Source organism: Pseudomonas sp. Irchel s3f7 (assembly GCF_900187615.1).
In the GTDB taxonomy this organism is placed as follows: domain Bacteria; phylum Pseudomonadota; class Gammaproteobacteria; order Pseudomonadales; family Pseudomonadaceae; genus Aquipseudomonas.
The window spans coordinates 1-13,514 of sequence record NZ_FYDO01000031.1 but is presented as its reverse complement, the minus strand read 5'-3'; the positions used below and the strand labels follow the sequence as shown (position 1 = coordinate 13,514).

Annotated in this window: 16 protein-coding genes; 4 read left to right on the top strand and 12 right to left on the bottom strand. The window is 58.7% G+C overall.

The genetic code is table 11. From position 1 onward, the window contains the following. Window positions 1-103: 103 nt before the first annotated feature. Complete coding sequence (locus CKW19_RS23340) at window positions 104-1,012, bottom strand: LysR family transcriptional regulator (RefSeq protein WP_095060188.1); 909 nt, start codon at window positions 1,010-1,012, stop codon at window positions 104-106. Between the two features lie 164 nt (window positions 1,013-1,176). Between CKW19_RS23340 and CKW19_RS23335 the strand changes: the two genes are divergently transcribed. After that, on the top strand, window positions 1,177-2,196 hold the full coding sequence (locus tag CKW19_RS23335) for a DUF4917 family protein (RefSeq protein ID WP_095060186.1): 1,020 nt from the start codon (window positions 1,177-1,179) through the stop codon (window positions 2,194-2,196). Between the two features lie 89 nt (window positions 2,197-2,285). Here CKW19_RS23335 and CKW19_RS23330 read toward each other — a convergent pair whose 3' ends face one another. The 3 genes from CKW19_RS23330 to CKW19_RS23320 form a co-directional block, all read right to left on the bottom strand. Next, a complete protein-coding gene (locus CKW19_RS23330; RefSeq protein ID WP_095060184.1) occupies window positions 2,286-2,630 on the bottom strand; it encodes a YegP family protein in 345 nt (114 codons plus the stop codon). Window positions 2,631-2,726: 96 nt separating this feature from the next. After that, window positions 2,727-3,032 carry a ribbon-helix-helix domain-containing protein gene (locus CKW19_RS23325; protein WP_095060182.1) on the bottom strand — a complete coding sequence of 102 codons (306 nt, stop codon included), beginning with the start codon at window positions 3,030-3,032 and terminating at the stop codon, window positions 2,727-2,729. Window positions 3,033-3,046: 14 nt separating this feature from the next. Next, on the bottom strand, window positions 3,047-3,628 hold the full coding sequence (locus CKW19_RS23320) for a DJ-1/PfpI family protein (RefSeq protein ID WP_095060180.1): 582 nt from the start codon (window positions 3,626-3,628) through the stop codon (window positions 3,047-3,049). A 318-nt stretch (window positions 3,629-3,946) separates the two neighbouring features. On the opposite strand from CKW19_RS23320, the gene CKW19_RS23315 reads away from it, so the two are divergent. Beyond that, window positions 3,947-4,837 (top strand): DMT family transporter, encoded by an 891-nt coding sequence (locus CKW19_RS23315; protein WP_095060178.1) that lies wholly within the window; start codon window positions 3,947-3,949, stop codon window positions 4,835-4,837. Between the two features lie 74 nt (window positions 4,838-4,911). Here CKW19_RS23315 and CKW19_RS23310 read toward each other — a convergent pair whose 3' ends face one another. The 3 genes from CKW19_RS23310 to CKW19_RS23300 form a co-directional block, all read right to left on the bottom strand. Beyond that, a complete protein-coding gene (locus tag CKW19_RS23310; protein ID WP_095060177.1) occupies window positions 4,912-6,126 on the bottom strand; it encodes an SAM-dependent methyltransferase in 1,215 nt (404 codons plus the stop codon). A 131-nt stretch (window positions 6,127-6,257) separates the two neighbouring features. Then, window positions 6,258-6,620, bottom strand: coding sequence for a hypothetical protein (locus CKW19_RS23305; protein ID WP_095060176.1), 363 nt, complete (start codon window positions 6,618-6,620; stop codon window positions 6,258-6,260). A 2-nt stretch (window positions 6,621-6,622) separates the two neighbouring features. Then, window positions 6,623-6,898: an ogr/Delta-like zinc finger family protein gene (locus tag CKW19_RS23300; protein WP_095060174.1), complete on the bottom strand. Its 276-nt coding sequence runs from the start codon at window positions 6,896-6,898 to the stop codon at window positions 6,623-6,625. 300 nt (window positions 6,899-7,198) lie between these two features. On the opposite strand from CKW19_RS23300, the gene CKW19_RS23295 reads away from it, so the two are divergent. Beyond that, the gene (locus tag CKW19_RS23295; RefSeq protein WP_177408847.1) at window positions 7,199-7,624 is read left to right on the top strand and encodes a helix-turn-helix domain-containing protein; all 426 of its coding nucleotides are present in this window, start codon (window positions 7,199-7,201) and stop codon (window positions 7,622-7,624) included. Between the two features lie 292 nt (window positions 7,625-7,916). Here the strand turns inward: CKW19_RS23295 and CKW19_RS23285 are convergent, their stop codons facing one another. The 5 genes from CKW19_RS23285 to CKW19_RS23265 form a co-directional block, all read right to left on the bottom strand. Continuing rightward, a complete protein-coding gene (locus CKW19_RS23285; protein ID WP_095060172.1) occupies window positions 7,917-8,273 on the bottom strand; it encodes a putative holin in 357 nt (118 codons plus the stop codon). Further along, on the bottom strand, window positions 8,260-8,562 hold the full coding sequence (locus CKW19_RS23280) for a helix-turn-helix domain-containing protein (RefSeq protein ID WP_095060170.1): 303 nt from the start codon (window positions 8,560-8,562) through the stop codon (window positions 8,260-8,262). Before CKW19_RS23280 ends, CKW19_RS23285 begins: the two co-directional genes overlap by 14 nt. Before the next feature lie 130 nt (window positions 8,563-8,692). Then, the gene (locus CKW19_RS23275) at window positions 8,693-9,310 is read right to left on the bottom strand and encodes a TPM domain-containing protein (protein WP_095060168.1); all 618 of its coding nucleotides are present in this window, start codon (window positions 9,308-9,310) and stop codon (window positions 8,693-8,695) included. A gap of 28 nt (window positions 9,311-9,338) precedes the next feature. Continuing rightward, window positions 9,339-10,094: a YgcG family protein gene (locus CKW19_RS23270; RefSeq protein WP_095060166.1), complete on the bottom strand. Its 756-nt coding sequence runs from the start codon at window positions 10,092-10,094 to the stop codon at window positions 9,339-9,341. Between the two features lie 43 nt (window positions 10,095-10,137). Further along, complete coding sequence (locus tag CKW19_RS23265; RefSeq protein ID WP_095060164.1) at window positions 10,138-10,743, bottom strand: LemA family protein; 606 nt, start codon at window positions 10,741-10,743, stop codon at window positions 10,138-10,140. 249 nt (window positions 10,744-10,992) lie between these two features. Between CKW19_RS23265 and bglX the strand changes: the two genes are divergently transcribed. Then, entirely contained in the window at window positions 10,993-13,284 is a 2,292-nt protein-coding gene (gene bglX / locus CKW19_RS23260) for a beta-glucosidase BglX (RefSeq protein ID WP_095060162.1), read from the top strand. Window positions 13,285-13,514: the final 230 nt, after the last annotated feature.

The window sequence follows — 13,514 nt, the reverse complement described above, 5'->3', positions numbered from 1 at the left end:
GTGACCTTCCTGGCGGGCTCCCACACTGGATCGGCACCGCACTGAAGATCCCTGTAGGAGCTGGCTTGCCAGCGAAGAGGACCGCCCATTCAGCCGAGTACTATCAGACTGCCCCCCTCAAATGCTCAAACAACATCCGGCTCACCGGCGACAGCAGCGCTTGATCGCGAACCACCAGAATCAACGCCCGATCCGACCATTCATCCGTCAACGGCACCGCATGCAATCCCAACGCCCGACCAAACAATTCATACGCCTTGTGCGGCAAAATGCCGATGCCCATGTTGGCCTGGACCATCCTGCACATCGCATCGAAACCCGGCACATGAATGCGCAGGCGCAACACCTTGCCGGCCTGACGTGCCGCCGCGTGGGTGCGCATATTGATAGAACTGGCCGCATGCAGACCGACGTAATCGCTGTCCAGGGTGTCGGCGAACGCCAGGCTCGTACGGCTCGCCAGCGGATGATCCGATGGCATCAACACCACCAGTTTGTCCTGGCGATACAACACGCTGTGCAAACCCTTGACGTCACTGTCGATGGAACAGATCCCGAGATCCGCCACGCCATCGAGCACCCCCTGGATCACCCCGGCGCTAGGCCTTTCCTCAAGGTCGGTCTTGACTTGCGGATGACGCTCGGAAAAGTCCCGCAGGTCTTCGGGCAGAAACTGAATGATCGCCGACAGATTGGCGAGCATCCGCACGTAACCGCGCACGCCGTGGCTGTGCTCGCCCAACTCCAGGCCCATCTTCTCGACGTTGAACAGCATCTGCCGCGCATGGTGCAGCAGGGTTTCACCGGCCGGCGTCAACGTCATGCCCTTGGCCTGACGCACAAACAGGCTGATGCCCAGCGCCTCTTCAAGCTCCATCAGACGCTTGCTCGCCGCCGACACCGCAATGGCTTCACGGGTCGCCGCACGGGTCAGCGTACCCTCTTCATGCACGGCGACGAACAGTTGCAGAGTGATCAGGTCGAGACGGCGGATCAGGCTTTTTTGCAGCATCTGGGACTCGGCGAAGTTGGCTCGAACGAACTCGCAGCATAACGTTCTTCGTTCAAGCTGTGCCCGGTTAGAACGCGCAGATGCGCAGGTCGCTCAGGGCAAACGCCCGGTCGTGATAAAGTCGCCGCCCATCAGCCCCCTTTTGCCGTGAGACTTTGATCGCAATGACCGATTTCCAGGATGTCGATGCCCAACTTGAAGACTGGAACGCCTTGCGCAGCACCGTTTCGTTCAGCGGTTTGCTGGTGGGTAACGGCGCCAGCCGGGTGGTGTGGGACGACTTTGGCTATGAGTCGCTGTTCGAAAACGCCCGCACCATTGAAGAAAAACCCCTGAGCCCTTCGGAACTGAGTGTGTTCGATGCGATGCAGACGCGCAGTTTCGAGCAGGTGCTCAGCGCGCTGAAAATCACCAGCCGGGTCAACAAGGCCTTGGCCGTCAGTTCTGCCGCACCGCGCAATCGTTATTACGCGATCAAGGAAGCGCTGATCAACACGGTGCATGCGGTGCACATCCCATGGCGGTTGGTAGTGCCTTCGACACTGGCAACGATCAATCAGGAAATGGCGAGCTACCGCACGGTGTTCACCACCAATTACGACCTGCTCAACTACTGGGCGCTGCAGCATCAGCCCGAGGCGATTACTGATCTGTTTCAGGGCGCCGAACCCGGTTTTGACCTCAGCGCCACAGCCACCGATAAAACCCGCTTGCTGTACCTGCACGGTGGTCTGCACCTGGTGCGCAATCAGGACGGCACGGCGCGCAAGCTGATGTCGACCGAGGGCACGTTGCTGGGCAGTTTCGCCATCAACAACACGATCAAGACCCTCGACGACGTGCCGTTGTTCGTCAACGAAGGCCCAAGTGCAGACAAGCTAAAGACCATCCGCAGTTCGGATTACCTGTCGTTCTGCTACGAGCAGCTACTCGGCCATGGCCAGGCGCTGTGCATTTTCGGTCACGCGCTGGGCGAGCAGGACAACCACATCATCCACGCCTTGCGGCTGGCGGAACCGCAGGTGATGGCGGTCTCGATTTATCCGCGCAGCAAGGCGTTCATCCAGCATCAGAAGCGGCATTACGCGAAGGTGTTTGAGGGGACGGGGATTGAGTTGCGGTTTTTTGATTCGAAGAGTCATGCGCTGGGCAACCCGAAGCTCGCGGTGCCTGTCGAGGTTTAGCGGGTTGCGGCTGACGCCTTCGCGAGCAGGTTCGCCCCCACAGTGGAATGCATTCCTGCGTGGGGGCGAGTCGGGTTTGACAACCGCTTTTAAAGCACCGGCAAGGTCTTGTCCTTGATCACCGTGGTCGGCCCGTTGGCCTTCACGCTGGCGATGCCTTTGTCCATGGCCGCGGGTGATGAATAGGCCTCGCTACTGCCGATAATTTCGTGGTTACCGGCCTTGAGATTGAAGTAGGGATGGCCATCCTTGGTGGTTTTTTTCTCGTAGCGTTCATCCAGCGGGCTGTTGGCCTGGACCGATGCAATGCCTTTGTCGGCCGCGGCGCGGGTGGTGTACAGCTCGCTGGACAGAATGGTTTCGGCGTTCGCTGCCTTCAGCACAAACCTGAACTGACCGCTGCTGCTTTTGCTGACTTCGTACCATCCGGACATGCTGTTTCTCCTGGGCGATTGAAGAGGTTGCGCGCTCCAGAGTAAAGACCAGCCCGGCAAATCTGTCGCGATGGGGCCGGCAAGTACGCCATAAACCTAACCCGTAGATCGTTTCACCACCGACAACTCCGGCGCCTGATTCCGCCGCTGACTCAAATACCGCGTACAACTCACCCGCAAGAAGGAGGCGAAATTGACCACCTCGCCACGATAGTCCATCACCTCTTCATACAGTTTGGTGATCAACTGATTGGTGGTCATGCCGTCGACCTCGGCAATTTCGCTGAGGATGTCCCAGAACTGATTCTCCAGGCGCAGGGTGGTGACCACCCCGCAGATGCGCAGCGAGCGGGAGCGCGATTCGTAGAGAATCGGATCGGCTTTGACGTACAACTCGCACATGGGTCAGTCCCTCGTTACAGCGTGATTTTGGTCCCCAGCAACCCGAGGAAACCAGCGAGCCAGTTCGGGTGCGCAGGCCAGGCCGGTGCCGTGGCCAGATTGCCTTGAACGTGGCCATCCGTCACCGGGATGTCGATGAATGTACCGCCCGCCAGGCGAACTTCCGGGGCGCAGGCCGGGTAAGCGCTGCACTCGCGACCTTCAAGAATACCCGCCGCCGCCAACAACTGCGCACCGTGGCACACGGCTGCAATCGGCTTGCCCGCCTTGTCGAAATCCCGTACCAGTTCCAGGACTTTTTCATTCAGACGCAGGTACTCCGGCGCACGACCACCGGGTATCAGCAGTGCGTCATAGTCAGCAGATTTGACCTTGGAAAAGTCGAAGTTGAGGGCAAACAGGTGACCGGGTTTTTCGCTGTAGGTCTGGTCGCCTTCGAAGTCATGGATCGCTGTGCGTACGGTCTGACCGGCAGCCTTGTCCGGACAAACGGCGTGCACCGTGTGGCCGACCATCAGCAGCGCCTGGAAAGGCACCATCACTTCGTAGTCTTCGACGTAATCGCCGACCAACATCAAAATTTTCTTCGCTGCCATGGGGAGGACTCCTCTGGAAAATACGTAGGAGTATTCAAGGTAGTCCTTATCCGGCGGGTCGGGTAACAACCGGCTACTACGAACGATGCGGATCGATCTTGTCTTGTGTGGCGAGGGAGCTTGCTCCCGTTCGACTGCGAAGCAGTCGTCAATTTCCCGCAATCATAGGGGCCGCTGCGCTGCCCAGCGGGAGCAAGCTCCCTCGCCATAAGGACCTGGAACTGTACGGATAATTCTGTCCCCAGCTGTAAGCGCCAAACACCAAGGGTTTATGGCTAGATGATGACACCTCTGTCACCTTGAATTCTGGTTGCCATCATGTCCTCCCGCGAAAACACCGGCATGGCCCTCGGCCTGCTCGGCGTTGTGATTTTCAGCCTTACCCTGCCCTTCACGCGGATCGTCGTGCAGGAACTCCATCCGCTGCTCAATGGCTTGGGCCGGGCGCTGTTCGCGGCGGTTCCGGCGGCGTTGCTGTTGCTGTGGCGACGGGAAAAGTGGCCAACCTGGAAACAGGTCAAAGGCCTGAGCCTGGTGATTGCGGGTGTGATCCTCGGTTTCCCGGTGCTGTCGGCGTGGGCCATGCAAACCTTGCCGGCGTCCCACGGCGCGCTGGTCAACGGTTTGCAGCCGCTGTGCGTGGCGCTGTATGCCGCGTGGCTGTCCCACGAGCGACCGTCGAAAGCCTTCTGGGCCTGCGCCGCGCTAGGCAGTGCGCTGGTGCTCGGTTATGCATTGATCAGCGGCGCGGGCAGCATTCAGGCTGGGGACCTGCTGATGCTCGGGGCGATTGCGGTTGGCGGCCTGGGGTATGCCGAAGGCGGTCGGCTGGCCAAGGAGATGGGCGGTTGGCAGGTGATCTGCTGGGCGCTGGTGTTGTCGACGCCCTTGCTGATCGGGCCGGTGATGTATCTGGCGCTGCAACACCAGGGAGACATTTCAGCCCGGACCTGGTGGGCCTTCGGTTACGTTTCACTGTTCTCGCAGTTCCTGGGGTTCTTCGCCTGGTACGCCGGGCTCGCCATGGGCGGCATTGCCCGGGTGAGTCAGATCCAGTTGTTACAGATCTTCTTCACCATCGCCTTTTCGGCGCTGTTCTTCGGTGAACACGTTGAGCCGATCACCTGGGTGTTTGCGGCCGGTGTGATCGTGACGGTGGTGCTGGGGCGCAAGACCGCAGTGCACCCGGCGCGAGCTGCCACAGCTTAACCCTGTAGGAGCCCGGCTTGCCGGCGAAGGCGTCCTCGAGATCGCTATCGCCGGCAAGCCGGGCTCCTACAGGATCAGAGGTAACCGTCAGCACGCAGCAGGGTTTCCAGGCAATGTTCGCTGATGTGGTAGAACGCCTTCAGCTCCTGGATTTTCGCCAACAGTTGCGCCGGATTCACCGGCTCGGCACGTTTGACCGCCAGAATCATCTTGTTCTTGTTGGTGTGGTCGAGCGAGATGAACTCGAACACCTTGGTCTCGTAGCCGCAGGCCTCCAGGAACAAGGCGCGCAAGCTGTCGGTGACCATTTCCGCCTGCTGCCCCAGGTGCAATCCATATTGCAGCATCGGCTTGAGCAACGCCGGGCTCTGGATTTGCAGGCGGATCTGTTTGTGGCAGCACGGCGAGCACATGATGATCGAGGCACCGGAACGAATGCCGGTGTGAATCGCATAATCGGTGGCGATGTCGCAGGCATGCAGGGCGATCATCACATCCAGCTCACTCGGCGCCACGCTGCGCACATCACCACATTTGAACACCAGCCCCGGATGCTCAAGCTTTGCCGCCGCGGTGTTGCACAGGGTGACCATGTCTTCACGCAGCTCGACGCCGGTCACTTCGCCTTCGGCCTTCAAGGTATTGCGCAGGTAATCGTGGATGGCGAAGGTCAGGTAGCCCTTGCCCGACCCGAAGTCCGCCACGCGCACCGGTTTGTCCAGCGCCAACGGCGACGAAGTCAGCGCATGGCTGAAGACTTCGATGAACTTGTTGATCTGCTTCCATTTGCGAGACATCGCCGGGATCAGTTCATGCTTGCTGTTTGTCACACCAAGGTCAGCGAGAAACGGCCGGTTCAGATCAAGAAAGCGGTTTTTTTCGCGGTTATGCTCGGCAGACGGCGCTTCACGCAATTGCTGGGGTTTGCTCCTGAACAGCGAAGATTTGCCCTTTTTACTGTATTCGAGCTGAGCTTCGTCAGTCAGCGACAACAAATGCGCATTTTTGAACGACGCCGGCAGCAGCTCGGCAATCGTCGCCACGCCTTCGGCCAAGGGCAGGTTCTTGGTGATATCGCGGGTCTTGTAGCGGTAAACGAAGGACAGGCAGGGCTGCGCCTTGACTGTCACGGGTTTGATGATGACCCGCTGCAGGTCTGCCTCAGTGCCTGCGTACTTGGCCAGCACCAGTTTGATGAAGGCGTTTTGATCGAGGCTGGTTTGCAGCAGCTCGAGGAACTGGGCGTGATGATCCGGCGCGAGGCTGGCAGGAGTGGCGGTGACGGACATGGAAAACGGCCTCGGGCGATGCAAATCGGAGAATGCCGGTATTTTAAGGGGGTCGAGGACTTTGGGCACGGGGTTATTTTGTTGCAGGTCCCAGTCATGCGATCCAGGACCTTGATGCGGCGGCTGATGCCTCAGGGTTCCACGAGGCGAAGCTTACGGTTGCTGGGCGAATTGATGATGTGTTTGAAGATCAACCCCACGGGCACCGCCCAGGTCAGGCCATTGACCGGATCAGTCACCACGGCGACCGTTTCGGAACTTGCATCGATATCCAGTCGCCGACGATCGTTGCAGGATTTGAGTAAGCCGTAGGCACGGCTGACCAACCTTTCCGCCAGGTGCATTGGCACCTCCATGTTCTGCAAATGTTTCACCGCACGACAGAACAGGACTTGATCGTCGACCCCCCCTTCACTTTCATGCCGCACCAGAAACGCCTGGGCAATCGCCAAAAGCTCTTCATTCAGATCTGCATTTTCATCAAGGATGCTCATGCTCACGTCTCCTGCGGTACATCGGTCGTTGCAGGGCTCACAACAGGCTTCGCGGCATGACGCAGGTCGGGCCCGGCGCAAGGCAGGCGCACGGCGGGGTTGGGCATGCCACTGGGTGAAAGCTCGTGGGTCATTTCAAACTCGGCCCGTACCGACCAGCCACAGGCCTCCGACGTGCATTGCAGGTACGCCACCCGCAGAAAAATATGCCGGCCCTCACTGGTGCGAATGCGCATCCTGTTCAAGCAGTGCGGGCATACCATTTTGTAAGTGCTCATGCTGGGTTCCCGACGGTCATTGGGTGGCAATCAACCTGATCAAACGCAATACTGCTTGAGGCCTTGATTGCGGCGCTCAGGTCTTGTGAACAATGTCTGCCAGACATAAGGAAGTGCATCTGGCAGACGCGTAGTGGGTTCGAGCCATGCTCGTAGGAAATCACCCTGATACCATTAGGAAGTTTCGACATCGTATTCTTCTGACTCATAGTCGATGATTGATTACTCACAAGAAAAAAAGTACTCATTACGCATAAATTAGGCACTCAAAAAGCATATGTCAAAAGGAAGAGGCTCAAATTGCGTAGCAAAAAATCACAAGCTGTCCTGGCTCGCCTGAAGCAGATTACCGGCACAAAAACCGATGCTTCTCTGTCTTCAGCGTTACAGATCAGCCCGCAAACCCTTAGCAGCTGGAAAGGCCGCGACAGCACACCGTACTCATTATGCGTAGATATCGCGCAAGCTCGTGGCATCTCACTCGACTGGTTGCTGCTGGGTGAAGGGCCGATCCTGAGACAAACCGTTACTGATTCCTCGGTAGCGAATCAGGAAAGTACAACCCGGGAAAACACCATTCTCGCGTTATGGCGGTTGCTTGATGAAAATGATCGTTGCGCCATACAAAACACGCTGGAAGAAAAACAACGGCTGCGGGAAATGGAGCTCAAACTTTCCGAGATGTCCATCACCCTGGCGGCACTTGAACTCTCGAACAAAACTTGAAGCCCAGTACGTCATTGCTTTAAGGCGTGCCACAAAACCATGAGGTTACCGCTGCTGCGAACAATCACTACGCATGCCAGGACGCTCACCCCAGCATGCCAAGGGCTGACCGGTAGAAATGCCAGCAACACGTCAATACCGGCAAGGCAGAACATTCCTCCACACAGGCTGATCAATACACTTTCACGCCAACAGTGGTGGTGTTCATCGCGTTGATAACACGCCAGCCTGAAGGCACTGATCAAGTGAGCCACACCCGTTACCCAAACCAGAGCAACCATTTCCTGGCCCATCATCCTCGCCCCCTGAAGTGCCGAATGATTTCACCGATACCCGCGCCATCAATCCACTGCATGAGCTTGATACTGATGGGAATGACGATCAACGCGCAGATAAACGCCGTCACGCCCGCAGTCAGAAAGGGTGCCAGCGGTTGGGCGACAGGCGAAAACAGGTAGCCCACACCCGCAGACAACAACCAGGAACCGATACGCTGCCAGGCCTTGAAGTTAGCGCGCGTGGTGGTCACCAGCCACGCGCCGAGCGATGCACCGAACAATACCTCGCCATCGATCACCGGCAATGTTGCGATCCCCATTCCCACCATCAGCGCGCTGATACTGTTGTAGGTCGAATCAGTCAGGCTCATGTGCACCTCGCACAACGCCCGAGTCAACGTTGATCGCTCCCGACTCGATCGCCTTGAAGATGGCGCAACTGCGAGAGCTGACGTCGAATTTTCGGCGAATATTGGCGAAGTGAAAATTGACGGTCGACTCCGCGCAATTTTCGATCCTGGAAATTTCCCAGGAAGTTTTGCCCTTGTAACACCACATCAGGATTTGTGTTTCTTTCGCCGTCAGTTTCACCGACGACGCACTTTTCTCTCCGCGGGGAGCGATCCGTACAAGAGAGTCAATTGATTGTTGGGTTGGCATAAGAATCCCTCTACGCTGGAGTGCCCTTCGCTGGGCATCCGCTGGTAGAGAGAAATATTGACGAGAAGGCTGAGTCGGGACAATTGACGGGACTTGTAGCGGCGAGCGCTACACAACGCCGTGATCAGACTTAGCCGAGCACCACTAAACGGTTCGGCAATTCATTGCGCGCATGGGTCACCGGCACATGTACTTTGAGCAGCTTGCCACAGGCTTCGATGCAGCTGACAAACCCTTGCAGGGTCTGCCCTGCCTTCACCTGCTGAGTAAACGTGGCGACGATCGCATCCCAATGCTTGTTGTCCAGACGACTGGAGATGCCCTCATCCACGAGAATTTCCACGTAGCGCTCGGCCTCTGAGACAAAAATCAGCATGCCGGTGCTGCCTTGCGTGTGGTGCAGGTTCTGCTCCAGAAACTGCCGACGGGCCAGGTTTGAGGCGCGCCAATGACGCACCGACCTCGGGATCAGGTGCGTGGTGACTTTCGGCAAGCGAAACACCAGGCACAACACGATGAAGGTGATCCACTGCACCAGCAGCAGGCTGTGCATGGTCAGCCAACCCGTGAGGTAATGCACGATACCCGGCGCCAGCAACGCCAGCAGGCTGGCCCACAGCAGCGGAATGTAGGCGTAATCATCGGCGCGGGCCGCGAGCACCGTCACCAGTTCCGCATCGGTATCGCGTTCGACCCGGGCAATCGCCTCGGCGACTTTGCGTTGTTCGTGTTCAGTCAGTAATGCCATGTCGTGAAATGCCTGCTCATTATTATTGTCACCAGCCGCCGGACGAACCGCCCCCGCCGAAACTGCCCCCACCGCCGCTGAACCCCCCGCCTCCACCGCCGCCGCCAAAACCACCACCACCAAAGCCGCCACCGGAACCTCCGGAGCCGCCACGGCCGGCCGGAAGAATACCGAGCATTTGGCCGACAAAAAAAATCAGGATGAACAACAGCAGCACAAACACGAAAACCCCCGGATGGCGCGAGACGAAATCGTCCCCCGGATCGCCTCGGGATTCATAGGCGGTCGACGGTTCGTCCAAGGGATTTCCGCCTAGCACCACCAGCATTGCCGCGACGCCATCGCTGATGCCTTTGTTGAAGTTCCCGGTCTTGAATGCCGGCGTGATGACCTGATTGATGATCACCGAACTCTGGGCGTCGGTGAGGCGATCCTCCAGGCCATAACCGACTTCGATACGCAGTTTTCGCTCGTCCCGGGCGACAATCAGCAAGGCACCGTTGTTCTTGTCCTTCTGCCCGATACCCCAGTGACGCCCCAACTGATAACCGAAATCGGCAATGTCGGTGCCCTGCAAATCCGGCAGGGTGACCACCACCAGCTGCTCGCCAGTGGCGGTTTCATGGGCCTGAAGTTGCTGGGTCAGTTGCTGGCGCACCGACGGCTCGATCATTTGGGCGTTGTCCACCACTCGCCCGGTCAGCGCCGGGAAAACCAGCTCGGCACGAGCCGTGACGGCCACCCCCCACAACAACAGCATCAGACCCACTTTCAAAACGCGCATTGGCAACCTCATCCATACATACACCGCTCTCTACGGGATTGATTCAGAATTTGACCTCAGGGGGCTTTTCCGCGCCCGGCGTGGCTTCGAAGGTTTCGCGAACCGGCAGGTCGCTGTACATCACCGTATGCCACAGGCGACCGGGGAAGGTACGGATCTCGGTGTTGTACTTCTGCACCGCAAGAATGAAGTCGCGCCGGGCTACGCTGATCCGGTTTTCGGTACCCTCTAGCTGCGATTGCAGGGCAAGGAAATTCTGGTTGGCCTTCAGGTCCGGATAACGCTCGGACACCACCATCAGTCGGCTCAAGGCACCACTGAGCTGATCCTGGGCTTGCTGGTACTGTTTGAGCTTTTCCGGGTTGTCCAGGGTCGATGCATCCACCTGGATCGACGTGGCCTTGGCCCGCGCTTCGATGACGGCGGTCAGGGTTTCCTTCTCGTGGGCCGCGTAGCCCTTGACGGTTTCCACCAGGTTGGGAATCAGGTCGGCGCGGCGCTGATACTGGTTTTGCACCTGCCCCCACGCGGCCTTGGCCTGCTCGTCGAGGGTCGGGATGTTGTTGATGCCGCAAGCGCTCAGTAACGACGTCAGCATCAGCAACATGGCGACTTGCAAGCGTGAACGATGGGTTGGACTGACATTCATCAGGATGATGCTCCCTTGTACATTTCATGAAAAAACCGACCGTGAAACCTTCTCGGCCGGCTGTTGGGGCATAATCGCCCGCGCCTCTGGATTGCCACGGGCCGATGGGCTAAAAAGAGGCCCCGCGTGAAAGCGCGTGCGGACTTCGGCTGGCGCTTTTTAAGTCAGCACCCGAACAACAATAGTCGTTCCCTAAATTTTGGCTGGCCGGCGTGTACATCGCCGTTTGGGCCCTTGAGAAAACTATTCATGAAGAAGCTGTGTTTGCTGGGCCTGTTCGTCGGCCTGGCCAGTCATAACGTATTGGCCGCCACGACGCCCGCCCCCCTGGAGAACAAGGACGCCTTCGTCAGCAACCTGATGAAGCAAATGACCCTCGATGAGAAAATCGGCCAACTGCGCCTGATCAGCATCGGCCCGGAAATGCCCCGCGAAATGATCCGCAAGGAAATCGCGGCCGGCAACATCGGCGGCACGTTCAACTCGATCACCCGCCCGGAAAACCGTCCGATGCAGGATGCTGCCATGCGCAGCCGCCTGAAGATCCCGATGTTCTTCGCCTACGACGTGATCCACGGTCACCGCACCATTTTCCCGATCCCGCTGGCCCTGGCCTCGAGCTGGGACATGGACGCCATCGGCCTGTCCGGGCGTATAGCCGCCAAGGAAGCCGCGGCTGACAGCCTCGACCTCACCTTCGCGCCGATGGTCGATATTTCCCGCGATCCGCGCTGGGGCCGCACGTCCGAAGGCTTTGGCGAGGACACCTATCTGGTGTCGCGCATTGCCGGGGTGATGGTCAAGGCGTTCCAGGGGGCGGGCGCCAACACGGCCGACAGCATCATGGCCAGCGTCAAGCACTTCGCCCTGTACGGCGCGGTCGAGGGTGGCCGCGACTACAACGTGGTCGACATGAGCCCGGTCAAGATGTACCAGGATTACCTGCCGCCGTACCGCGCCGCGATTGACGCCGGTGCTGGCGGGGTGATGGTTGCGCTGAACTCGATCAACGGCGTGCCTGCCACCGCCAATACCTGGCTGATGAACGACCTGTTGCGCAAGGAATGGGGCTTCAAGGGCCTGGCGGTCAGCGACCACGGGGCGATTTTCGAGCTGATCAAGCACGGCGTCGCTCGTGACGGCCGTGAAGCCGCGAAGCTGGCGATCAAGGCCGGTATCCACATGAGCATGAACGACACCCTGTACGGCAAAGAACTGCCGGGGCTGTTGAAGGCCGGCGAGATCCAGCAAAGCGACATCGACAACGCCGTTCGCGCAGTGCTGGATGCCAAGTACGACATGGGCCTGTTCAAGGACCCGTACCTGCGTATCGGCAAGGCTGAGGATGATCCGGTCGACACCTACGCCGACAGCCGCCTGCACCGCGCCGAGGCCCGCGATGTGGCGCGCCGCAGCCTGGTGTTGCTGAAAAACCAGAACGAAACCCTGCCACTGAAGAAAACCGCGAAAATCGCCTTGGTCGGTCCGCTGGCCAAGGCCCCGATCGACATGATGGGCAGCTGGGCCGCTGCCGGTCGCCCTGCGCAATCGGTGACCCTGTTCGATGGCATGAGCAGCGCGCTGGGCGATAAATCGACGCTGATCTACGCTCGCGGTGCCAACATCACCAGCGACCCGAAAATCCTCGGTTACCTGAACTTCCTCAACTTCGACGCCCCGGAAGTGGTGGATGACCCACGCCCGGCGAACGTGCTGATCGACGAAGCGGTGAAAGCAGCCAAGGAAGCTGACGTGGTCGTCGCTGCCGTGGGCGAGTCCCGTGGCATGTCCCACGAATCGTCGAGCCGCACCGACCTGAACATCCCGGAAAACCAGCGCGAGCTGATCCGAGCCCTGAAAGCCACCGGCAAACCGCTGGTGCTGGTGTTGATGAACGGCCGTCCGCTGTCGATTCTCGAAGAGAAGGAACAGGCTGACGCGATCCTCGAAACCTGGTTCAGCGGCACCGAGGGTGGCAACGCCATCGCCGACGTGCTGTTCGGCGACTACAACCCGTCGGGCAAACTGCCGATCACCATCCCGCGCTCGGTTGGGCAGATTCCGACCTACTACAACCACCTGACCATCGGCCGGCCGTTCACCCCGGGCAAACCGGGCAACTACACCTCGCAGTACTTCGATGACACCACCGGTCCCCTGTACCCGTTCGGTTACGGCCTGAGTTACACCGAGTTCAACCTGAGCGACATGGCGCTGTCATCGACCACGCTGAACAAGACCGGCAAGCTCGACGCCAGCGTAAAAGTGAAGAACACCGGCAAGCGTGACGGTGAAACCGTGGTCCAGCTGTACATCCAGGACGAGACCGGTTCGATGATTCGTCCGATCAAGGAACTGAAGAACTTCCAGAAAGTGATGATCAAGGCCGGCGAACAGAAAGTCGTGCACTTCACCATCACCGAGGACGACCTGAAGTTCTACAACACCCAGCTCAAGTACGCAGCGGAACCGGGCAAGTTCAACGTGCAGATCGGCCTGAACTCCGAGGACGTGACGCAGCAGAGTTTTGAGTTGTTGTAATTAATCAAACACCATAAAACCCTGTGGGAGCGGGCTTGCCCGCGATGAGGCCATAACATTCAACATTTATGTTGCCTGTTAGACCGCCATCGCGGGCAAGCCCGCTTGTATGTTTAGACTTGAAGGGGTGGGTGGGACTAAAGCCTCGCTTCTGACTCTGACCAGTACAGACCGTGGGAGACATCGTCCCACCCCTTCACCTAATGCGCCGATAAGGAATGCATCGGCTC